Source organism: Bartonella sp. CM31XJBT, from assembly GCF_028618555.1.
In the GTDB taxonomy this organism is placed as follows: Bacteria; Pseudomonadota; Alphaproteobacteria; order Rhizobiales; family Rhizobiaceae; genus Bartonella.
The window spans coordinates 14,834-37,055 of sequence record NZ_JAQITD010000006.1; the positions used below are offsets into that span (position 1 = coordinate 14,834).

The following is a 22,222-nucleotide window of genomic DNA, read 5'->3' on the forward strand; positions in this document are numbered from 1 at the left end:
TTTATCTACATAAAACCAGCACGGCTCGATACTCTCTACCACTTTTACCATAAAAGAAAATGGTCACAGATCATTCTTTTCATGCAAAATCTCGTATCTGCAATCCATTATTTTATCTATTCTCTCCCGATTTTGGATCAGTTTTACTAATGCCAGTATTCATTGTTGGTAAGAATGCTTTATTTGCCTGCGGCGGATTACGAAAATAGAAAAAGAAATCCTCATTTGGAGAAATCACCATCGGTGTTTTCTCTAAATTCTTGTATTGTTCCATCGCCAACCAAAAATCGTAAAAAGACGGATTAGCCTCCCTCGCATTCAATAAAAGACGAATACTTTCAGCCTGACCTTCACCACGAGTAATTTCAGCATCACGCTTTGCCGCTGCTACAATTTCTTCATATTCACGATTAGCTTCTGCTACAATACGATCTCGCTCTTGTTGACCACGAGCACGGATATTTTCCGCAGCAGCTTCACGTTCAGCTGCCATTTGCCGATAGACATCTTCTGAAACAGCATCAGTCAAATCGGTTTTACGAATACGCACATCAACAATGGTAATACCCAACGAACCTGCATCTACAGAAAACTGCTTCTGTACTTCAGCCATCATCGCGCCTCGTTCATCCGATAAGGCTGCTTTAAATTCTCGCTTACCATAAACAGCGCGCAAAGCGTCAATAAACCGTGGTGCAAGGTTTTCACGTGCCGCAATTTGTGGACGCCCAGAAGCAATGCGCTGTAAAAACAACTTAGGATCTGTAATACGGTAAATAAAGAACGCATCCACCTCATAATACGCACCACCACGAACCTGTACAGATTGTGTAGGAACATCGTAACGCAATAACCGATTATCAACAATGATCATCTTATCGATAAAGGGCGCCTTGAAATAGATTCCAGGATTAGATTCTACCTGAACAATTTGTCCAAAACGCTTAATTGCTACTTGTTGACGAGGATAGACGATAAATACGGACATCCACAAAATCATCAAAACAAACACTATAGCACTAAAAACAAACAAAAAGCGAGATTGCTGCATAATTAATCTCCTCCAGAAATACGAGAATCTAAGAGTAACGCAGGACGCGCTGATGTTGCCTTTACTTTTTCCGATGACTTGCTACGCAACAATTCGTTCAAAGGTAAATAAGGCACCGCTGGAGAATTTGCCTGATCAAGAACCAGCTTATTTGGTGAAGAAAGAATCCGCCCCATCGTCTCCATATAGAGACGATAGCGAGCAGCTTCTGGTGAAATCGCAGCCTCACGAGCTATCGCCTGAAAACGTTCAGCACGCCCTGTTGCCTCTTCAACCATTTGTGCCTTTTCACCTTTTGCGATTTCCCGTGTGCGTGAAGCTTCACCATTTGCTAAACCAATTTTCGTAAAACGCACACGATTCCCCTCTTCAATCATTCTTCCACGTTCCTGCTCCGCCTGCTGAACAGAATTAAACGCAGCAGCAACCTTTGTCGGAGGAGCAGCTTCACTGATAGACACACGACTTATTTCAACACCCAGTTGATATTTATCTACAGTCAACTGAATAATCTTTCTGACGTCATTAGCAACTTCTTCTTTCTTGTCACGTAAAACATCATCAACCGGCCGCGAACCAATGACCTCACGCATTGCACTCTCAGCAACTTGGCGAACTGTTCCCTCTTGATCATTCACATTGAATAAAAACTGACTAGGGTATGAAATCCGATAGTAAACGGAAAAATTAACATTAACGATATTCTGATCACTTGAAAGCATTAAGCCATCACTTTGTTGCGCCTGACCAGGCTTCCCACCAATCGCAATTGTTTTTTCCGTTAAAGGTACTTTCATATAGGTCTCAATTGGCCAAAAATGAAAATGCAACCCATCACCAATAATGCCTTCTTTAGGGATGCCAAAGCGCAACTCTACCGCTTGTTCATTTTGCTGAACAATATAAATTGACTGGTATAGCCAAAAAAACACAATAAGCAGAAGGAATAAAACAGAAAAACTGCTTCTCCCGAATTGTTTAAACTGATCCTGCCCTTTGCGCAAAATATCATTAAGATTAGGACCATTTTCGCCACCATTACCGCCACCAGAACCAAAGAGATTCTTAGCTGGTGTTTTTTTGTCACCACTGTTTTTATCGCCACTCCACGGGCCACCACCATTTTGATTTGTCCAGGGCATTATCACCTCTTTAACTGATTACCACTACTCGAACACCAACCATTTGCTTGATCTTATAGGGTGTCTCTTACCTCATTACAATACAACTGATAACCCCTTCCACTTCATATTACAAAAAATTATTTCCGCTCATAAACAACAAAACGTGTCGGATGACTATCTTTATCCCCTTTTGGAATATCTTGTGTTTGCACAATAGTCCACTTTTCTTTATCAAAAACAGGAAAAAAACTATCACCTTCTATAGAAGCTAAAACTTCTGTAAGAAATATTTTATCAGCCATATGCAACCCTTGTTGAAAAATTGCACCACCACCAATAATAAAAATTTCCTCTACATCATTTTGAGAAGCAACGCTTGTTGCAAGAGAACAAGCTTGCGATAAAGAGTGAGCAACAACAGCCCCCTCAGCACAAAAGGTACAATCACGCGTAATGACGATATTTGTACGCCCTGATAAAGGTCTCCCGATAGAATCCCAAGTTTTTCTTCCCATAATAATGGGCTTACGCAACGTCAAAGCTTTAAAGCGTTGCAAATCCGTCGATAAATGCCACGGCATTGCACCTTCACGACCGATAACACCATTTTCTGCAACAGCAGCAATTAAACAAATGGAAATCGTCATATTGCTACCGGCGCTTTAATATGAGGTTGTGCTTCATAATTAAGCAACTCAAAATCCTCAAATTGAAAAGAAAAAAGATCTGTTACCGCTGGATTTATGCGCATACATGGCAAAGCATTTGGTATACGAGACAATTGATATTTTGCCTGTTCAAAATGATTAGAATAAAGATGAGCATCTCCCAGAGTATGAATAAAATCGCCTACTTTAAGACCGCTTACTTGCGCAATCATCATCGTTAGCAATGCGTAGGATGCAATATTGAATGGAATACCTAAGAAAATATCCGCCGAACGCTGATAAAGTTGACAAGATAATTTACCCTCCGCAATGTAAAATTGAAAAAGACAATGACACGGAGGTAACGCCATTTCCTCTATTAATGCAGGATTCCAAGCTGATACAATCAAGCGACGAGAATCTGGCGTTTCCTTAATCATCGTTAAAAGATTGTTAATTTGATCAATATGGCGTCCATCAGGAGCAGGCCAAGAACGCCACTGATAACCATAAACAGGACCAAGATTTCCCTTTTCATCAGCCCATTCGTCCCAAATCGACACACCATGCTCTTTCAACCAAGCGATATTTGTATCGCCTTTAAGAAACCACAAAAGCTCATAAATAATTGAACGTAAGTGTAGCTTCTTTGTTGTCAACAACGGAAATCCTGCTTGTAAATCAAAGCGCATCTGATACCCAAAGATAGATCGCGTGCCAACACCCGTTCGATCTGTCCGATCAATACCCTGATTTAAAACATGAGATAAAAGAGCAAGATATGACTTCATAGGGCTATTATGTCCGATTCTTCTCATTATAGAAAATAAAAACTGTAAAATCCGTACAAACATAATTCAAATCTTTTTCCAAAAACATCTTACACAAGAAATTATCATGATCTGACTAAATTTTTGATGCAAAAGATAAAATACTATAGACAGCTTCTAAGAAAATGACATAAATGAACAAAGATGGATAAACATCAAATAAAGGGATCGACTATGGAAAAACAAGAAGCTTTAAAACCACATGATACAAGAAAACGTATCTGGGCTATCGTGTCCAGTGCATCAGGTAATCTAGTAGAATGGTATGACTTTTATGTTTATTCCTTTACATCCATTTACTTTGCATCACAATTCTTTCCCTCAGATGGCAATGACGTTACGCAACTTTTAAAAGCGGCGGGTGTTTTTGCTATTGGTTTTCTTATGCGCCCAATCGGCGGATGGCTTTTTGGCTTCATTGCCGATCGTTACGGACGCAAACGCTCAATGCTTATCTCTGTTTTTATGATGTGTGGTGGTTCGTTCTTAATTGCCCTACTTCCTACCTATGAAACCATTGGAATGGCAGCAGGAATTCTTTTACTTTTACTCAGAATGCTTCAGGGGCTTTCTGTCGGCGGTGAATATGGTACAACAGCAACTTATATGAGCGAAATCGCCCTCAAAAATCGCCGCGGATTTTTTAGCTCTTTCCAATATACCACACTGATTGGTGGTCAACTTCTAGCCAGTCTCGTTATATTCATTTTAGCGCTTTATCTCACCGAAGATCAGCTAAAAGCGTGGGGCTGGCGTATTCCATTTGCCATTGGTGGATGCGGCGCAATTGTTGCGATTTATCTACGCCGCACACTCCATGAGACAACGACCAAAGAAAGTCGTTCTAGTGCACAAGCTGGTAGTATTAGGGGACTTCTGAGTAACCACCGAAAAGCTTTTTTTCTAGTTATCGGCTTTACCGCTGGAGGATCGCTCACATTTTACACCTATACGACTTACATGCAGAAATATCTGATCACAACCACCGGCTTTGATAAACATACAGCCACAACTATAATGACTGCTGCACTCTTTGTTTTCATGTTACTCCAACCCCTCTTTGGTTCTCTCGCAGATAAAATTGGAACAAGAACTTCTCTCCTTATTTGGAGTGTCTTATCTATTATCTTTACCATTCCTGGACTTAATATGATTGGTAATACTGATAGTACATGGATTGCTTTATCAGTCATTACTGGAATGCTCTGCATTATGAGCTTTTATACATCTATCTCTGGCATTGTAAAATCAGAAATGTTTCCCGCTTCAGTACGAGCAATAGGAGTTGGGCTCTCTTATGCTATTGCCAACGCACTGTTTGGCGGTTCTGCTGAATATGTCGCGCTTGGATTAAAAGATCTTGGATATGAATCTGTCTTCTATTTTTATATAACCGGCATGATGATTATTGCCTTCATCGCAATTCTCTTAATGCCAGATGCTCGCAAAAAAGGGTATTTACAAGGAGACGATATTCATTAACCTTTAATGTTAACAAACAAGGGTTTCAACAAAAAAAGCAAAGCCCAGTATTCTGGGCTTTTTTATATTCTTTCCAATAGAAGTTTAAAGCTCACAGTTTTTTATCCCTTCAAACACTCTAAAGAAGCAATGTTCCCTCCTACACACGCCGCTTATAAAAATAAATGGCTTCATATTATTATGTAATAAATACTTCTTTTGCTGAATTTAATTCACGGAAGATAAAAAACGTTTGATTTATTTTAATATTCCCATTCCCACTCAACGTTGAAGAAAAGTGATTATCTTTCAAGAAATTTTATCAATAATAAAGATTACACTCATGATTTTGTTTAATACGTTCTTAATAGTACCCCCTCATGCAAAACAAATCCTTTCATGAAAAATAGAAAATACCATTATATTATGAATTCGTACACTTTTTTGAGAAACATTTCTCAATGCACCCAACTCCATTTCACAACGGCACCCGTGAATGACATAACGTAAAAGCCCCGTAAAGTATAAACATGGGCATCACTCTCTTTACACTTAATAAAAGTGCAAGCCGCTATCATTATACTATTGAGGAACTCTTAATATTGTACTCCCCCTTAACACTTAAGATCATTCCTAAAAAGTATTTTAACTGATACACCAACCTCGCATGCAATAGTCAATAACATCATTTTACGAAACAACATCAAGCATATAAACTAAAGAGTATCATATCTTCATAAGCACTCTGCATATGCAAATAATTCACAATCAAACAAAAAATAATATTTCCTTAAGGATAGTAAAAAGCGCATAATTTACGCAATATAACAACACCATAAGCCCAAAACAGCACTGATAGCTCTAGAAAAAATCTTTATGTTTCCCTGAAAAATTATCATGGTACAATGGCGTTTTTATAATGCACATCGTAAATAGCTTTAAAAAGAAGAAAAGTTATAAATCTAAAAGGGGAATACTTCATGAATAATCAAACAACTTTAGACCCACATGATACAAGGAAACGTATTTTTGCTATCATGTCCAGCGCATCAGGAAATCTGGTAGAATGGTACGACTTCTATGCTTACTCCTTTGCATCGGTTTATTTTGCCTCACAATTTTTTCCTGAAGATGAAGATATCGTTACACAACTGTTAAAAACAGCAGGAATCTTTTTTATTGGCTTTCTTATGCGTCCAATTGGAGCATGGCTCTTTGGATTCATTGCGGATCGTTATGGACGTAAACGCTCAATGCTTATTTCTGTTTTTATGATGTGTGGTGGCTCTTTTCTCATTGCCATACTTCCTACTTATAAAACCTTGGGAATAACAGCAGCATTCCTTCTCCTTTTTGTCCGTATGTTTCAAGGACTTTCCGTTGGAGGTGAATATGGTACAGCAGCAACTTATATGAGCGAAGTTGCACCCAAAAATCGTCGCGGGCTCTTTGCTTCTTTTCAATATGCAACAACGATCTCAGGTCAACTTCTCGCAAGTTTTATAATATTTATTTTAGCCCTTTACCTTACTGAAGATCAGTTAAAAGCGTGGGGATGGCGTATTCCTTTTGTGATTGGTGGCTTTGGAGCAATCGTTGCAATTTATCTGCGTAGTTTGCTCCATGAAACAACAACCCACAAAAGCCGCTCTGAAAAACATGCTGGTAGTCTTCGAGAACTTTTTCGCAATCATAAAAAAGCTTTCTTTTTGGTTGTTGGCTTTACAGCTGGTGGATCACTCACATTTTATACATACACTACTTATATGCAAAAATATCTGATCACAACCACCGGCTTTGATAAACAAACTGCAACAACGATAATGACTGCCGCCCTCTTTATTTTTGTGCTACTCCAACCCCTTTTTGGTTCCCTAGCCGATAAAATTGGAGCAAGAGCTTCACTCATTAGTTGGGGGCTATTATCCATTATCTGCACTATCCCTGTACTTAAAATGATCGGTAATGCCCATAATCCATGGACAGCACTCTTAATCATTATTGGAATACTCTGTGTTATGAGTTTTTATACGTCCATTGCTGGTATCATAAAAGCAGAATTGTTCCCTGCTTCAATCCGAGCAATTGGTGTTGGATTTGCTTTTGCCATTGGCAACGCACTCTTTGGCGGTTCTGCCGAATATGTAGCGCTTGGATTAAAAAATATGGGATACGAATCTGTTTTCTTTTTTTACATAGTTGGTATGATGGTCATTGCACTCATCTCTATTCTTCTTATGCCCGATATAGATAAAGGAGGATATCTCGATAAAGACGATAGACTTCATTAAACTTATTTTCTGGATAAAAAAAAAGCCCAAGAAATTGGGCTTTTTTTATCTCCTCTCCATCCTAACAAAGAACGAAAATTCTGCCCCGCATTCGTCTTACAAACAACTCAGTTTCTCTTAAATTGTCTATAGTTACTGCCCTCTTTATGTAATTTACTTGATAAGATTCTATAGGCAAGCCCTACCCTAAATATTTATCATGATATCTGAAAAACACCTCATACGGAAAACCTTATCTGAGCCTTACCTCCCCCTCCTAAATAATGATGTGTGGTGATACAACAAGATAAGCAAGGACACAAAAATCCCCTTTTACATTATTTAAGCTTTATGAAATGTCTTCAGTTTTTGGGCTTTCTGCTCATAAAGACCATCTCTTCTATAATCTTCCGGTATGCCAATAATTGCATTCTTCTCATAAAGTTTAAAGGTATCTTGATCTACTTTTCAATGTTCTCTCCCTTTAAATGCAACGTGATAACTTTTTATTCTATAACACAAGTAAAAATCTTAAAACGAATGACAACATAACTCTAATAAATCATCTTAAAGAGTTTCCCTAAGAAATTATTATAATACAATTGAATTTTTCTGGAAATCATAAACAATTATGTTTAGAAAATATAAAATATAAATCCAAAAGGGGAACAATTCATGAAAAATGAAACAACTTCAGCATCACAGGATGCAAGAAAACGTGTTTTTGCTATTATAGCAAGCGCATCAGGAAATCTCGTAGAATGGTATGATTTTTACGTTTACTCATTTGCATCAATTTATTTTGCATCACAATTCTTTCCCTCCGATGGTGATACGATTACGCCACTGTTAAAAACCGCGGGTGTGTTTTTTATTGGCTTTCTTATGCGCCCTATTGGAGCTTGGTTTTTAGGATTTGTCGCCGATCGTTATGGACGTAAACGCTCGATGCTTATATCCATTTTTATGATGTGTGGTGGCTCTTTTTTCATCGCCATACTTCCCACCTATGAAACCTTAGGAATAACATCAGCAATCCTTTTACTTTTAGCTCGAATGATGCAAGGACTTTCAGCGGGTGGTGAATATGGTACAGCAGCCACTTATATGAGCGAAGTTGCTCTCAAAAAACATCGTGGGCTTTTTGCTTCTTTCCAATCAGCCACCCTTATTACAGGTCAACTTCTTGCCAGCTTCATTATATTTATTCTAGCATCTTATCTCTCTGAAGATCAGTTAAAAGCATGGGGATGGCGCATTCCTTTTGTGATTGGTGGTTTCGGGGCAGTGATTGCGATTTATCTGCGTCGTTCTCTCCACGAAACAACCACGAAAGAAAGCCGCTCTCACAAACACTCTGGCAGTCTTAAGGAACTTCTCACCAAGCATACAAAAGCCGTTGTCGTAATTGCATGCTTTGCATCAGGAGGATCACTCACATTTTACACCTTTACGACTTATATGCAAAAATATCTAATCACAACCACCGGCTTTGATAAACATACCGCAACAACGATTATGACAGCTGTACTATTTATTTTCATCCTATTCCAACCCATAGCTGGTATCATAGCCGATAAAATTGGAACAAAAACTTTACTTATCATTTGGAGTATACTCTCTGTCATCTTTACATTTCCTGGACTCTGGATAATCGGTAATACGCATAGTATATGGGTTGCCTTTTCCGTCATTATTGGCTTGCTCTTCATTATGAGCATGTATACATCCATCTCTGGTGTCGTCAAATCAGCAATGTTTCCCTCTTCAATACGCGCATTAGGCGTTAGCATCTCTCATGCCATTGGCAACGCCTTATTTGGTGGTTCTGCTGAATACGTCGCGCTTGGATTAAAAAAGTACGGTCATGAATCACTCTTTTATTTTTATATAACCGTCGTGATGATCATGGCATTCATTGCTCTTCTCTTTGTCCCGAGTATGCGTAAAGGAGGCTACCTCCAAGAGGATGAAAAACATTAACCCTTTTTATCAACGAAAAAGCCCAAGAAATTGGGCTTTTTTTATCATTATCACAAATTTAATATTGTTTAAATTTTATGAAGTGCATTAAGGTGCTTAGCAACTAGATAATAAAAAGTCAGTCGACTTTTTCTACGCTCTCCAGACATCATCTCAGCCACTTTTGAAACAGCCATTTTAGCACTCTTCTCATCTGCTTCTAAAACATCTTGAACCCATTTTTCAACACGTTCTAACTCTTTTGGATCCGATGTAGCAACAAGCGCTGCATCCTGCTTTTTCATCACTAAAGCTAAACGACGGCTAAGTCGTTCTACTGCTGCTTCATCGGGATTTGAATCATATAGTTTAATATCTGCTAAATTATTTGTCATTTTGCATCATCTCCTCTCCAAAAATGAGCGGACTATACTTTACAGCCCGCATCATATAGCTCCATAAATAATTAGAGGATTAAAAATATTAACAACCCCCCCTTTTCCTAAGACTGTTCTTCATCTATATTTAGAGGGCTGGTTTACCAGCTATGGTAATAAATGGACGGTGAAATAAACCTATTGGACCCGGGGGCGGTACCCGGCGCCTCCACCAAAATATAAGAAACCAAAGTTATATTTTGGTGGGGGCGAAATAGGATCGACAAGGGTGTAAAGATCGCTCTTTTACTCGGCATTGTACCACCGTTATCGGGCTAAATGAGTAGTTGCAAATGACAACTATGCGGAAGCACGTCTCGCCGCTTAAGGTGGTGTGAATGTTTCAATTTGAGCCTTAAACCGTCGCAGGTTTAAGCGGGGTTCGGAGGCACCTGGCAACAGAAGCCTTCACTTTTTTAAATGTTGTTGATTGATCTTTCAGACGTTATCAGACATTATTTACCATAGAGTTTCGTATTTATTCGATTTATTGAGGTGCATCGTAGAAAAAATACTGCTAATTTAAAATATATTCTGTCACACAATATCAATACGCCCCATTCTGCTACGTGAAATAAAAGGAATAAACTTCGATGGTTAAAGATCAAATCCGTTACGATATTCTCGTTCAGGATGCGCTTCGTGGAGTTATCCGTAAAGTTTTATCGGAAGTTGCCAAAGCAGGTCTTCCGGGAAATCATCATTTTTTTATAACTTTTTTGACCAATGCCCCAGGCGTTAAAATTTCTCCTCGGCTAAAAAATCGCTATCCCGAGCAAATGACAATCGTCTTACAACATCAATTTAGAGATCTCAGTGTTTCAGAAACAGCTTTCGAAGTAACCCTCTCTTTCAGGGAAATAACCGAAAAGCTCGTGATTCCTTTTACTTCCATTCAGGTCTTTTATGATCCTGTAGCAGCATTTGAAGCAGCATTTGATCTGCCCTCAAATCTGACCTCTGGAGAAAGTGAAAATTCAGAAAATACCTCAACTACGCCCATTACCTTATCAAACAAACAAAAAATAGAAAATACGCTTACAAAAGAACAAAGTCTCAGTACAAACAAAGAACCTTCAAATAACGATGCAAAACAAAGTCAAAGTGCTGATGTTGTCTCTTTAGATTCCTTTCGGAAAAAATAATTTTTCTCATGACTGAATTGATTAATCTTCGCCAATTTCGAAAACAAAAAAAACGTACAGAAAAATCTCTTCGTGCTGAGCAAAATCGTTATCGTTTTGGACGAACAAAAACTGAAAAAAATTTTGAGCAACAAAAATCTTTAAAAACGCAAAAATTTCTTGATCAAAATCGTTTACGAAACGACGAATAAAGGTGTAAAAATGCACGAAAATAATTCTATCGATTGGTCAAAAGTCATTCCACGAAAGATATCTGTTCGCGTTGATGGACACGCAACAAGCGTCTCTTTAGAACCACCATTTTTAGATATTCTAAAAGATATAGCCCGCCAAAAAGGACAATCTTTAGCCTTTATTATCACCGATATTGATAGCAAAAGACCACAACAAGTAAATCTTTCGGCTTCGTTACGCGTTTATGCCCTTCAAAGCGTTCTCACCCAGCGCCTTTAATGTTTGTGCTTATTTTTTTACGTTCTCTTTCTGTCTGTTTAACTGAAACTGTTGTGACTTTTTAAGAGAAGTTTTTTTAATCTAGAACTTCAATAAAAAAAAGACTACAAAAGAGAGATAATGAGTAATTTTTCTGATCACAACATACCTTTCTTTGAAGAAGATTCCCCTCCAGACCATGATAAGAAGAGCTCTGGTTTTTTCTCCCATACTCTAAAAGAACAAAAATCATATAACACAGATTATTTAGAACAACTCAATCCAGAACAGCAACAAGCTGTTATGAATACTGAGGGACCTCTTTTAGTTCTTGCAGGTGCTGGTACAGGAAAAACGCGCGTTTTAACAACCCGTATTTCTCACATTTTACGCTCTGGACTTGCCTCTCCTCAGCAAATACTTGCTGTCACTTTCACCAACAAAGCAGCACGTGAAATGAAAATACGTATTGGTGAACTTATTGGAGAAGTTGTTGAAGGTATGCCTTGGCTTGGAACCTTTCATTCCACTGGCGCTAAAATTTTACGCCGTCACGCAGAACTTGTTGATTTAAAAAGAAACTTTACAATTCTCGATAGCGATGATGTTCTTCGACTTTTAAAACAGCTTATTCAAGCTGAAGGATTAGACGATAAGCGTTGGCCCGCACGAAACCTTGCCATGATGATTGATTCTTGGAAAAATCAAGGACTTTCACCAAAACATATCTCAAAAAGTGATGCTCATTCCTTTGGTAACGGCATGGGACATGAACTTTATCACAATTATCAAAATCGATTAAAAGATCTTAATGCTTGTGATTTTGGTGACCTTCTACTTCATTCTATCTCTATCTTCCAACATAATCCAGATATTCTTCGCGAATATCATTCTCAATTTCGTTATATTCTTGTCGATGAATATCAAGATACAAATACAGCACAATATCTTTGGCTTCGCCTTTTGGCCCAACATCCTCAAGGTCAACATGTTAATCTTTGTTGTGTTGGCGATGATGATCAATCCATTTATGGATGGCGTGGTGCAAAAGTCGAAAACATATTACGTTTTGAAAAAGATTTTCCTTCTGCTAAAATTATTCGTCTAGAACGCAATTATCGCTCAACATCCCATATTCTCAAAACCGCCTCCCATCTCATTGCTCATAATGAAGAAAGGCTGGGAAAAGTCCTTTTTTCTGCTCAAATAAAGAGTGAGGAAGAAAAGGTAAAAATTCATTCAGCATGGGATTCGGCAGAAGAAGCACGAGCAATCGGAGAAGAAATCGAACGCGCACAACAAACCGGTCATGCATTAAATCATATGGCTATATTGGTACGCGCATCATTTCAAATGCGTGAATTTGAAGATCGCTTTGTAACACTTGGCCTTAATTATCGCGTCATTGGTGGTCCTCGTTTTTATGAGCGAATGGAAATACGTGATGCCATGGCTTATTTACGCGTTGTTGTCCAACCTACTGATGATTTAGCTTTTGAGCGTGTTATTAATACACCAAAACGCGGCATAGGAGATGCAACCCTGCGCATTCTTTATGAGAGTGCACGTGCACGTGCTGTTCCTCTCTTTTCTGCTGCCGCTGACATCATTGAAACAGATGAATTAAAGCCTAAGGCGCGCAGTGCGTTACGAAGCCTCATTGAAAGCTTCCGCCGCTGGCAAAATATGCTTCAAGACACTCCTCATAGAGAACTTGCCGAGATCGTCCTTGATGATTCTGGTTATACAACCATGTGGTTAGAAGATCGCTCACCAGAGGCTCCTACAAGACTAGAAAATCTTAAAGAAATGATTCGTTCCATGGAACAATTTGAAAATCTTCAAAGTTTTTTGGAACATGTTGCACTCGTTATGGAAACGGAAAATAATGAAAATATGGATGCAGTCAACATCATGACACTTCATTCAGCCAAAGGACTTGAATTTGAAACAGTTTTTCTTCCAGGTTGGGAAGAAGGACTCTTTCCCCACCAACGCTCATTAGATGAAGGTGGACGTTCAGGATTAGAAGAAGAACGGCGCCTTGCTTACGTAGGTCTAACAAGAGCAAAAAAACATTTGCATATATGGTTTGTATCTAATCGAAGAATTCATGGACTTTGGCAACCTGCTCTTCCCTCCCGTTTTCTAGATGAATTACCAGCAGAACATATAGAAGTTGTAGAAATGGAAACATCCTATGGTGGTTATGGAAAATCTTCCTTTCAACATCACGATTCCTTTTATACTGACTATGCAACAGCAAGACAAAAGCGTGCACAAAAAAACAAGAATATTGAAGGGAAAGTTATCTCTCAATCAATCTCTCATGCACCATCAGATTTTTCTGTCAATGATCGGATTTTTCACATAAAATTTGGTTATGGTCATATTACAGCAATAGACGATCATAAATTGACAATAATGTTCGAAAAAGCCGGAGAAAAGCGTGTACTAGACAATTTTGTAAACAAAGCTTAATTACAAGTAAACCACGATCAGTTTTTTCAAGAAACCACTTTATTTTATTCTGAATGTCATTTCCATTTACGAACAAAGGCTTCAATAGGCAAATTTTGCATATCAGGCAATGCGTTGTGAATTTTATCAAGCGGCCAATCCCACCAAGCCATATCTAAAAGGCATTCTATCACATTATTGGGAAAACGCATCCGCAACCGTTTAGCAGGCACCCCAATGACAATCGTATAAGGCAAAACATCTTTCGTTATAACAGCGTTCGCGCCAATGATAGCGCCATGACCAATTGTCACCCCAGGCATAATAACCGCACCATATCCAATCCACACATCATGCCCAATAATAACACGTTTTGCACAACGCCTTTCACGAAAACCACTATCTAATGCCATATAACGAAAATATTCGTTTGGACGATAGGTTATTTTATGCGTTGAAACGCGCTCCATAGGATGCTCCAACGCATTCATCCGTACATGAGATGCAATAGAACAAAAACGCCCAATATCGCTATAAATAGCCTCACTATTACGTTCTAAATAAGAAAAATCTCCAACGGTTACATCCCGTAAAATCACCCGCTCATTAATTTCCACATAGCGCCCTAATTTACAACCATGCAGCCGTGCCGTCGTATGGATACGAGGCTCACTTTCATGAAACCGAAGATCGTTCTCAATATTCATGCATCTTTCACCAATGTTTCATCATAGATATGGAAAGACATACCAATCAAGCCAATAAAATCAACCATGAAACACACATTGCAAAACAAACCTGCCGATGTTACAATTTCTCGATCTATTTAAGAGAGTCAAACTATGAAAAATGTAATACGCATCTTGGGGCTGACAATCATATTTCTTGCAGGTGTTTTTATTTATGATACGCTGACAAATAAGCCTTTAGGTGATAACTTTACTCTCACTGATTCTAATGGAAAAAATATTACTGAGGCTGATGTTCGAAGCAAGCCTTCAATAATTTTTTTCGGCTTCACTATGTGTCCTGAAAGCTGCCCTACCACACTGATGAATCTTGATCGATGGCTTACAGCCCTTGGGCCTGAAGCTGATAAATTAGGTATATGGTTTGTGACTGTTGATCCTGAACGAGACACACCAAAAGTACTCCATGATTATCTCAGTAATTTTAACAATAAAATTGTTGGCATCAGCGGAGATCCTGAAAAAGTTCATAAAATGGTCAATTCTTTCAACATCGTTGCTGAAAAAGTCCCTGAAACAGATGGAAACTATACATATAACCATACAGCAGCAATTTTTTTACTCAAAAAAGGTGGAAAATTAGCTGGCGTTATCCGTTATGACACGAAAGAAAGCGATAGCGAATTAAAAGATGAAATCGCCATTGAACGGTTAAAAAAACTCATCTTAAACTAAAAAAACCGATCAAAAGAAAGAACAGTATGTCGCAACAAATTCGCCTCTATTATACTGCTTCTAAAAATGAAGCAGAACGGTTCTATACCCTTATAGAAACAGCCTTTGACGAAGAAGGGTATCCTCTTGCTCTCACAGAGATAGATGAACAAAATGCTGTATATGAGCTTTCTCTATATGTCGATCAAGACAATCAAGAGAACGCATTGAAACGTTTTGCTCAAATCCTTTCTATAGATTTTGATAAAATTAATATGGAAGTTTTACCCAACATTGATTGGGTACAAAAAAGCCTAGAAGGACTAAAACCTGTGCAAGCCGGTCCTTTTTTCCTTCATGGAAGTCACAACCGAAACGCCATTCCAGCAAATGTTCTCCCTATTGAAATTGAAGCTAATCAAGCTTTTGGCACCGGACATCATGGAACAACAGCCGGTTGTTTAGAAATGATTGCCAAAGTCATGAAACACGAAAATCCCAAAAATGCCCTTGATCTTGGTACTGGGAGCGGTGTACTAGCCATTGGCATAGCAATGCTCAAACCAATTACTGTGCTTGCATCCGATATTGACCCAATTGCTGTTCAAGTTGCACAACACAATATCGAATTCAATGGTGTCAAGGAATATATTACAGCTATTACAGCAACAGATTTTGCCCATGATGCAATTGCATCACGAACCCCTTTTGATCTCATCGTTGCCAATATCCTTGCTAATCCGCTTATTGAACTTGCGCAAGAAGTGGTAAAGGCACTTCAAAAAGGGGGATCACTTATACTCTCTGGAATTCTTGAAGAACAACATGCCCATGTTTTGGAGACTTATATAAAACAAGGAATGAAGCATATCGAAACATACCACCGGCAAGGATGGGTTACGATACATCTGAAATAAAATAAAAGAAAAGGACGTCGTTATGTATCAATCTTTTGAGGCGACAACAAATCCTGCTTATGCAGCAGAACGCATTTCTTGCCTTCGTAAAGAACTCGATCACCTTGGACTCGATGGTTTTCTTGTTCCGCGGTGCGATGAGCATCAAGGAGAATATGTCCCCCCTCATGCTCAACGCCTTAGCTGGTTAACCGGCTTTACTGGATCAGCTGGGATTGCACTGATTTTAAAAAACAAAGCCATCATATTTACAGATGGGCGATATAAGCTCCAAGTTCGCCAACAAACTGATCCTGATATTTTTAATTATGAAGATCTCATAACTTGTCCTCCCTCACAATGGCTTGAAAAAAATGGTCAAAAACTTTCTATTGGCTTTGATCCATGGCTCCACACGATTGCTGCCACCGATGCATTGAGAAACGCATTAGAAATGAAAGCAGGTGGAAAACTTGTAGAAGTTCAACATAATCCCATTGATTTGCTCTGGCATAATCAACCAAAATTACCACAATCTGCCTTATCAATTCACCCTCTCAAATATGCTGGGTGCGATACAGATGAAAAACTCGCTTTGATTTACAAAGATATACAGCAAACTCATGCAAATGCTTTTATTTTTACAGACCCCTCTTCCATTGCATGGACATTCAATATACGGGGCAATGATGTTTCCAACACGCCTTTTTCCCTTTGTTTTGCTCTCATTCCACTTAACGAAACACCAACCTTATTCATTGACAGCAAAAAACTTGGTGTAGAACAGAAACAATATCTGGAACATTATGCAAAATTATATGAACCAGAACAGCTTATTCCCAAGATCAAAGAGTATGTTCAAAAAGGGACCGTGTTTGCCTTAGATCCACAGCTAACATGCGAAAAATTACGAACTGTTATTGAAGAAAAAAATAGCTCTTTTATCACACTTACCGATCCTGCTGCTCTACCACGTGCCATTAAAAATGACACAGAACTCAATGGCGCACGCAAAGCGCATCTACGCGATGGTGTTGCCCTAACCCGTTTTTTTTCTTGGTTAGATAAACAAATACCAGGGTCAATAAGTGAAATTTCTGCTGCTCAAAAATTAGAAGAATTTCGCATAAATACAGCAAACGAAATGGGAGAAAAACTTAAAGATCTTTCTTTTGATACAATTTCAGCAGCAGGAGAAAATGGCGCCATTATTCATTATCGTGTAACGACACAAACAAATAAACAACTCAATGCTGGTGAACTTTATCTTGTTGATTCAGGTGGCCAATATCGTGATGGAACGACAGATGTCACACGTACAGTAGCAATTGGGAATATTGGAGAAGAAGAAAAACGCTGTTTCACTCTTGTTCTCAAGGGCATGATTACTCTTTCAACTGCTTGCTTTCCCAAAAGAACCCGTGGACAAGACATTGATATTCTAGCACGCATTGCATTGTGGAAAGCTGGTTTTGATTATGCTCATGGCACCGGTCATGGTGTTGGGTCTTATCTTTCTGTTCATGAAGGACCACAAAATATTTCCCGCAAAGGATGCCAAGAACTCATCTCCGGTATGATTCTTTCAAACGAACCAGGATATTATCGCGAAGGTGCTTTTGGTATCCGTCTTGAAAATTTGATGATAGTAAAGCCAGCACAAAAAATTGATGGTGGAGATATAGAAATGCTCTCGTTTGAGACACTCACACATTGCCCCATTGATCGACGGTTAATCCTTCCAGAGCTTTTGACACAAGAAGAACGGCAATGGCTCAATGATTACCATGCGCGCGTTTATCAGATGAATGCACCTTACTTAAATGAAGAAGATAAAAAATGGGCAAAAGAAGCAACAATGCCCCTTTAAATCAAGCAACCTATAACTTTTACCCTTTCTACAAAAACAGCACCGTCTTTTTTTAGAGAAAAATATGTACTTGCGTCAGGAAATACAAAAAATATTTCTACAAGATACTTCACGTTTTTTCTGATATGGCAAACACTGACCTAGGTGAAGCAGAGTGAGATACGCCTGCACGTGGTAATGCTTATTTTGGGTATTACCATCTAGATACTACCATATCCCTAGTTTCTTTATATGGAAACTCTCGTTATATTTTGTAATCCTTCGCATCGTATTTCTAAAACACCTATTATAACCAGCTTATTACGCTGTTTGGATTCAAAAATTCTGCATATTTATTCGCATAAATTTTACCTTTTTGTTTGCTTCACAATGATAATTTATATTATTTTAATTCTTGAATCATTTTCAATAGTTGTAATTCATTATAATACATATTGCTACAATAAAATAGAATCTGCTATGAAATAAAATTAAGTTAGAATTAAAAGAAGGAGCATGCTGATAACATCAGCGTTAAAGTTTTTTATTTATTTGCATAGTTAACAGTAAAATATTATTTTCTAGACTATTACTTACTGTTGAAAAAAAGTTACCCACAATATAGATAGTTTCCAACTACACAGTATAAAAACAACATATATGGAGGCATGTGTTTTGACCTGAATGTGTTATTCAGCTAAAAATTAACAACAATCACAGAGGATATGAAAAACTAGATAACACAAAAACAGTCACGTAAATAAAGAAGATTCAAACTCTCTACAGAGTTTTACAAATGCTCTGAAAAATACACAATAAAACGTGTGTCTTATAGCTTGTTAGTTAACAAAATCTTAAGCACAGATCTTAGTAATCTATATCCTTTCCTTATCCAGTATTTTAGAAATAAAGTGACTATCCTAATGCGTATAATTTTATTTTGTTCCGTAATATTATTATTTGGATACTATATTGGGCCTTCTGTATTGAAGGAAATTACTAAATTTAAGCGAATTCCTATTGCTTTATTTTCTGAAAATCAAGTCATTACTCCAAATCAGTACGATAAATTATACGAAGAGTACGTAAAGACACAATATCCTGATAATATATACGAAGAGCGCCTAGAAATTGCAAAAAAATATCTGGATAATAAGAGTTATGGTGTATATCATGTTCTAAGCCCTGGGATGGTAGTACTAATTCCTGAAAATATAAATCTTATCCATGCGAAAGTTGTTTGGTGTGCATGCCTTGTGGACTTATTACAGGGAGAGTACAATAAAAAATTTCCAGCATTATCCCTACCTACCTACATACATAAGCTACGTTCTCAATATAATTGGAAAGAAAACGATTTCATTTGGGCAAAAAATTTGGTCATGAACTCGACAGATCCAATGTTTAGATACGCACGAATGGTATTTAATTCTGAAATATTCTCAATCCAAATACTAGCTCTAATAAACGAAATTTCCTATGCTGAGAAATTTGAGAGAGATGAAGGAAGTCAGGAAAAAAATTATGCTGCTAGACGCATTAGCGAATATCCGAAATTTTGTAATGAAATTGGACAAGTGTACCATCTAATAATGCCTGATAAGTATAGGTACCAGTAATCTTTTATAAATTCAACATAATAAACAACTCGCATTTATATCCCTTATTCATTTATAGCGGAATATTTTATTATATTTTGTAATCTTCCGCGTTACATTTCTATTACGGCATTTTGGATTAAATTCTACATATTTGTTCAAAAATTTTACCTTTCTTCACAGTAATAATTTATATCTTTTACTAATAATAACCTTGCATATTCTTCATCATAATAGTTTAAGTTTAATATTTAAGTTCAACGTTAATTATTTTAATAACTTAATAAATATCAAAATATATGGCGCTCTATTTTTGCAAAAAACAGCTCCTATTATCCCCTTTTTGATTTCATCCCCCAAAAAAATGTAAGAAAGATAATCATATCAACAGTATACGATCTTCTGGAAAACACCCTTTAAACATTATGTTTCTCAATCAGCTGTAGCCAAACCTCTTCATCGATAACCTCAACACCTAATTCTTCAGCTTTAGCCAATTTGGAGCCCGCTCCAAGTCCTGCAACAAGAAGATCTGTTTTTTTAGAAAGTGAACCAGATGTTTTAGCCCCTAATCGCTCTGCCAATGCTTTTGCTTCATCGCGTGACATATGCGACAAAGTTCCTGTAAAAACAATGATCTTCTCCGCTATTGGTGAAGAATCTGCTATGATAGGCTCTTCATCAAGAGGTGTTACTTCTTCAAGCAAAACAGATAAAATCTCACGGTTATGCGCTTCTTGATAAAAATCAACAATTGCGCTCCCTACCTGTGGTCCAATTCCTTCAATATTGGTAAGCTCCATCCAAGCCTCATTTCCTTCTTCATTTTTCTTATCACATGGCATAAGTGCTTCCATAGCCGCGATCTCAAAAGCTGTATAATTTTTATAAGCACGTGCAAGGCGGCGTGCATTCACTTCGCCAACATGACGAATCCCCAATGCAAACAAAAAACGGCTCAAAGGAATTTCTCGGCGCGCATTAATGGCATCATACAATTTCCGCACTGAAACAGTACCAAAACCTTCCATATTTTCCAAACGTATCAAAGATTTTTCTTGGCGCCGTTGTAACGTAAAAATATCGGCTGGTGTATGAATACAAAGCGCTTCATCTTGAACATGGAAAAAGAACTCCACTTGTTTTTTACCCAAGCCCTCAATATCAAAAGCATTGCGTGAAACAAAATGACGAATACGTTCAATCGCTTGTGCCGGACAAATAAGCCCCCCTGTACAGCGACGCACGGCTTCTCGCACTTCACGAACAGCATGACTCCCACAAGCTGGGCACAAATGAGGAAAAATAAAAACAGCAGCATCTTTCGGGCGTTTTTCAATGATAACATCAATAACTTGAGGGATCACATCACCAGCACGTTGTACAATCACGCTATCGCCTACACGGATATCACGTCCTTCACGAATGGGCTCTCCTTTATGACCAATTCCCTTAATATAATCCTCATTATGCAAACTAGCATTGGTCACCACCACTCCACCAACAGTAATAGGCGTAAGACGTGCAACAGGTGTCAAAGCTCCCGTGCGACCAACTTGAATGTCAATATCTTCCAAAAGCGCTATCGCTTTTTCTGCTGGAAATTTATGGGCGATAGCCCAACGCGGCGAACGAGAAACAAACCCCAAACGCTTTTGGAGCATCAAATCATTAACCTTATAAACAATGCCATCAATATCATAGCTTAAAGAATGACGGCATTCTTCGATATCGTGATAATACGAAATAATTTCTTTTACTGTCTTAAAGACTTTTGTTAATGGATTGATAACAAAGCCATATTCTTTTAGCTTTTTCATCATCTCCATTTGACTTTCTGCCAATATTTCACTCACCTCACCACAAGCATAAGCAAAAAATTGAAGTTTTCTGCTAGCGGTTATCCGTGAATCAAGCTGACGGAGTGAACCAGCCGCCGCATTTCGAGGATTGGCAAAAGTTAACTTTCCCTTCTCTTGTTGGCTGATATTCAGTGCTTGGAAATCTTCCCGCCCCATATAAACTTCACCGCGAACCTCAATGATATCAGGAAAATCACTTTGTAAAACTTGTGGAATATCAGCAATTGTTCGGGCATTTGCCGTCACATTTTCACCGACAGTTCCATCCCCACGCGTTGCCGCACGCACAAGCCGCCCCTTTTCGTAGCGTAAAGACAAAGATAAACCATCAATTTTTGGCTCCGCTGTTATTTCTAACACTTGTGTTTCTGGAAGCCGTAAAAAACGACGAATACGCTCAACAAATTCACTAACATCTTCAGAGCTAAACGCATTATCAAGTGAAAGCATAGGCTGTGCATGAACAGATTTTTCAAACTTTTCAGAAATTGGTGCCCCAATTTTATGTGAAGGAGAATCAATACGTATAAGCTCTGGAAAAAGAGCTTCAATTTCTGCATTACGGCGGCGCAAAGCATCATATTCTGCATCAGAAATTTCAGGCTGATCATCACGATTATAAAGCACATCATGACGTGCAATTTCTTTTGCCAACCACTCTAATTCACGTTCTGCTTCAACAGCTGTGAGATTTTTATCTGCATCTTTGTTCATAAAATCTATTCCAAATTACAAGCACTGCCACAAGGATTTCCACACGCATCCTCATCAAGTGAATCTCAATAAATACAAGCT

18 protein-coding genes and 1 other RNA gene are annotated in these 22,222 nt (G+C 38.1%); 12 read left to right on the forward strand and 7 right to left on the reverse strand.

Annotation, left to right across the window (positions count from 1 at the left end):
- Positions 1 to 112 precede the first annotated feature (112 nt).
- The 4 genes from hflC to PVV63_RS04015 form a co-directional block, all read right to left on the reverse strand.
- Positions 113 to 1,051, reverse strand: a complete 939-nt coding sequence (gene hflC / locus PVV63_RS04000) for a protease modulator HflC (RefSeq protein WP_273790755.1) — start codon at positions 1,049 to 1,051, stop codon at positions 113 to 115.
- A 2-nt stretch (positions 1,052 to 1,053) separates the two neighbouring features.
- A complete protein-coding gene (gene hflK, locus PVV63_RS04005) occupies positions 1,054 to 2,193 on the reverse strand; it encodes an FtsH protease activity modulator HflK (protein ID WP_273790756.1) in 1,140 nt (379 codons plus the stop codon).
- A 119-nt stretch (positions 2,194 to 2,312) separates the two neighbouring features.
- Positions 2,313 to 2,822 carry a dihydrofolate reductase gene (locus PVV63_RS04010; protein WP_273790757.1) on the reverse strand — a complete coding sequence of 170 codons (510 nt, stop codon included), beginning with the start codon at positions 2,820 to 2,822 and terminating at the stop codon, positions 2,313 to 2,315.
- Positions 2,819 to 3,613, reverse strand: a complete 795-nt coding sequence (locus PVV63_RS04015; protein WP_273790824.1) for a thymidylate synthase — start codon at positions 3,611 to 3,613, stop codon at positions 2,819 to 2,821. Before PVV63_RS04015 ends, PVV63_RS04010 begins: the two co-directional genes overlap by 4 nt.
- Before the next feature lie 213 nt (positions 3,614 to 3,826).
- Here PVV63_RS04015 and PVV63_RS04020 point away from each other — a divergent pair, with 213 nt between their 5' ends.
- The 3 genes from PVV63_RS04020 (at position 3,827) to PVV63_RS04030 (ending at position 9,366) form a co-directional block, all read left to right on the forward strand.
- Positions 3,827 to 5,134: an MFS family transporter gene (locus tag PVV63_RS04020; protein WP_273790758.1), complete on the forward strand. Its 1,308-nt coding sequence runs from the start codon at positions 3,827 to 3,829 to the stop codon at positions 5,132 to 5,134.
- A gap of 959 nt (positions 5,135 to 6,093) precedes the next feature.
- Complete coding sequence (locus PVV63_RS04025) at positions 6,094 to 7,404, forward strand: MFS family transporter (protein ID WP_273790759.1); 1,311 nt, start codon at positions 6,094 to 6,096, stop codon at positions 7,402 to 7,404.
- A gap of 654 nt (positions 7,405 to 8,058) precedes the next feature.
- The gene (locus tag PVV63_RS04030) at positions 8,059 to 9,366 is read left to right on the forward strand and encodes an MFS transporter (RefSeq protein WP_273790760.1); all 1,308 of its coding nucleotides are present in this window, start codon (positions 8,059 to 8,061) and stop codon (positions 9,364 to 9,366) included.
- Between the two features lie 68 nt (positions 9,367 to 9,434).
- Here the strand turns inward: PVV63_RS04030 and PVV63_RS04035 are convergent, their stop codons facing one another.
- Positions 9,435 to 9,740, reverse strand: a complete 306-nt coding sequence (locus PVV63_RS04035) for a DUF2853 family protein (protein ID WP_273790761.1) — start codon at positions 9,738 to 9,740, stop codon at positions 9,435 to 9,437.
- Positions 9,741 to 9,838: 98 nt separating this feature from the next.
- Here PVV63_RS04035 and ssrA point away from each other — a divergent pair.
- The 5 genes from ssrA (at position 9,839) to PVV63_RS04060 (ending at position 13,840) form a co-directional block, all read left to right on the forward strand.
- Positions 9,839 to 10,195, forward strand: a transfer-messenger RNA (tmRNA) gene (ssrA, locus tag PVV63_RS04040).
- A gap of 180 nt (positions 10,196 to 10,375) precedes the next feature.
- On the forward strand, positions 10,376 to 10,927 hold the full coding sequence (locus PVV63_RS04045; protein ID WP_273790762.1) for an SspB family protein: 552 nt from the start codon (positions 10,376 to 10,378) through the stop codon (positions 10,925 to 10,927).
- 8 nt (positions 10,928 to 10,935) lie between these two features.
- On the forward strand, positions 10,936 to 11,118 hold the full coding sequence (locus tag PVV63_RS04050; RefSeq protein ID WP_273790763.1) for a DUF4169 family protein: 183 nt from the start codon (positions 10,936 to 10,938) through the stop codon (positions 11,116 to 11,118).
- 10 nt (positions 11,119 to 11,128) lie between these two features.
- Entirely contained in the window at positions 11,129 to 11,380 is a 252-nt protein-coding gene (locus PVV63_RS04055; RefSeq protein ID WP_273790764.1) for a ribbon-helix-helix domain-containing protein, read from the forward strand.
- Between the two features lie 120 nt (positions 11,381 to 11,500).
- Positions 11,501 to 13,840: an ATP-dependent helicase gene (locus tag PVV63_RS04060; protein ID WP_273790765.1), complete on the forward strand. Its 2,340-nt coding sequence runs from the start codon at positions 11,501 to 11,503 to the stop codon at positions 13,838 to 13,840.
- Between the two features lie 56 nt (positions 13,841 to 13,896).
- Here the strand turns inward: PVV63_RS04060 and PVV63_RS04065 are convergent, their stop codons facing one another.
- Positions 13,897 to 14,526, reverse strand: a complete 630-nt coding sequence (locus PVV63_RS04065) for a DapH/DapD/GlmU-related protein (RefSeq protein ID WP_273790766.1) — start codon at positions 14,524 to 14,526, stop codon at positions 13,897 to 13,899.
- A 135-nt stretch (positions 14,527 to 14,661) separates the two neighbouring features.
- Here PVV63_RS04065 and PVV63_RS04070 point away from each other — a divergent pair, with 135 nt between their 5' ends.
- The 4 genes from PVV63_RS04070 to PVV63_RS04085 all read left to right on the forward strand — a co-directional run bounded on the left by PVV63_RS04070 (position 14,662) and on the right by PVV63_RS04085 (position 19,586).
- Positions 14,662 to 15,243 carry an SCO family protein gene (locus PVV63_RS04070; RefSeq protein ID WP_273790767.1) on the forward strand — a complete coding sequence of 194 codons (582 nt, stop codon included), beginning with the start codon at positions 14,662 to 14,664 and terminating at the stop codon, positions 15,241 to 15,243.
- A 26-nt stretch (positions 15,244 to 15,269) separates the two neighbouring features.
- Positions 15,270 to 16,139 (forward strand): 50S ribosomal protein L11 methyltransferase, encoded by an 870-nt coding sequence (locus tag PVV63_RS04075; RefSeq protein ID WP_273790768.1) that lies wholly within the window; start codon positions 15,270 to 15,272, stop codon positions 16,137 to 16,139.
- 22 nt (positions 16,140 to 16,161) lie between these two features.
- A complete protein-coding gene (locus PVV63_RS04080; protein ID WP_273790769.1) occupies positions 16,162 to 17,988 on the forward strand; it encodes an aminopeptidase P family protein in 1,827 nt (608 codons plus the stop codon).
- 902 nt (positions 17,989 to 18,890) lie between these two features.
- Complete coding sequence (locus PVV63_RS04085) at positions 18,891 to 19,586, forward strand: hypothetical protein (RefSeq protein ID WP_273790770.1); 696 nt, start codon at positions 18,891 to 18,893, stop codon at positions 19,584 to 19,586.
- 395 nt (positions 19,587 to 19,981) lie between these two features.
- On the opposite strand, the gene ligA is transcribed toward PVV63_RS04085, so the two are convergent.
- Positions 19,982 to 22,141, reverse strand: a complete 2,160-nt coding sequence (ligA, locus tag PVV63_RS04090) for an NAD-dependent DNA ligase LigA (protein WP_273790771.1) — start codon at positions 22,139 to 22,141, stop codon at positions 19,982 to 19,984.
- Between the last annotated feature and the right edge of the window lie 81 nt (positions 22,142 to 22,222).

What these genes read in the sequence shown, in the direction of transcription:
- hflC (WP_273790755.1), bottom strand. Translation starts at nt 1,051, where the DNA reads ATGCAGCAATCTCGCTTTTTGTTTGTTTTTAGTGCTATAGTGTTTGTT.
- hflK (WP_273790756.1), bottom strand. Translation starts at nt 2,193, where the DNA reads ATGCCCTGGACAAATCAAAATGGTGGTGGCCCGTGGAGTGGCGATAAA.
- PVV63_RS04010 (WP_273790757.1), bottom strand. Translation starts at nt 2,822, where the DNA reads ATGACGATTTCCATTTGTTTAATTGCTGCTGTTGCAGAAAATGGTGTT.
- PVV63_RS04015 (WP_273790824.1), bottom strand. Translation starts at nt 3,613, where the DNA reads ATGAAGTCATATCTTGCTCTTTTATCTCATGTTTTAAATCAGGGTATT.
- PVV63_RS04020 (WP_273790758.1), top strand. Translation starts at nt 3,827, where the DNA reads ATGGAAAAACAAGAAGCTTTAAAACCACATGATACAAGAAAACGTATC.
- PVV63_RS04025 (WP_273790759.1), top strand. Translation starts at nt 6,094, where the DNA reads ATGAATAATCAAACAACTTTAGACCCACATGATACAAGGAAACGTATT.
- PVV63_RS04030 (WP_273790760.1), top strand. Translation starts at nt 8,059, where the DNA reads ATGAAAAATGAAACAACTTCAGCATCACAGGATGCAAGAAAACGTGTT.
- PVV63_RS04035 (WP_273790761.1), bottom strand. Translation starts at nt 9,740, where the DNA reads ATGACAAATAATTTAGCAGATATTAAACTATATGATTCAAATCCCGAT.
- PVV63_RS04045 (WP_273790762.1), top strand. Translation starts at nt 10,376, where the DNA reads ATGGTTAAAGATCAAATCCGTTACGATATTCTCGTTCAGGATGCGCTT.
- PVV63_RS04050 (WP_273790763.1), top strand. Translation starts at nt 10,936, where the DNA reads ATGACTGAATTGATTAATCTTCGCCAATTTCGAAAACAAAAAAAACGT.
- PVV63_RS04055 (WP_273790764.1), top strand. Translation starts at nt 11,129, where the DNA reads ATGCACGAAAATAATTCTATCGATTGGTCAAAAGTCATTCCACGAAAG.
- PVV63_RS04060 (WP_273790765.1), top strand. Translation starts at nt 11,501, where the DNA reads ATGAGTAATTTTTCTGATCACAACATACCTTTCTTTGAAGAAGATTCC.
- PVV63_RS04065 (WP_273790766.1), bottom strand. Translation starts at nt 14,526, where the DNA reads ATGAATATTGAGAACGATCTTCGGTTTCATGAAAGTGAGCCTCGTATC.
- PVV63_RS04070 (WP_273790767.1), top strand. Translation starts at nt 14,662, where the DNA reads ATGAAAAATGTAATACGCATCTTGGGGCTGACAATCATATTTCTTGCA.
- PVV63_RS04075 (WP_273790768.1), top strand. Translation starts at nt 15,270, where the DNA reads ATGTCGCAACAAATTCGCCTCTATTATACTGCTTCTAAAAATGAAGCA.
- PVV63_RS04080 (WP_273790769.1), top strand. Translation starts at nt 16,162, where the DNA reads ATGTATCAATCTTTTGAGGCGACAACAAATCCTGCTTATGCAGCAGAA.
- PVV63_RS04085 (WP_273790770.1), top strand. Translation starts at nt 18,891, where the DNA reads ATGCGTATAATTTTATTTTGTTCCGTAATATTATTATTTGGATACTAT.
- ligA (WP_273790771.1), bottom strand. Translation starts at nt 22,141, where the DNA reads ATGAACAAAGATGCAGATAAAAATCTCACAGCTGTTGAAGCAGAACGT.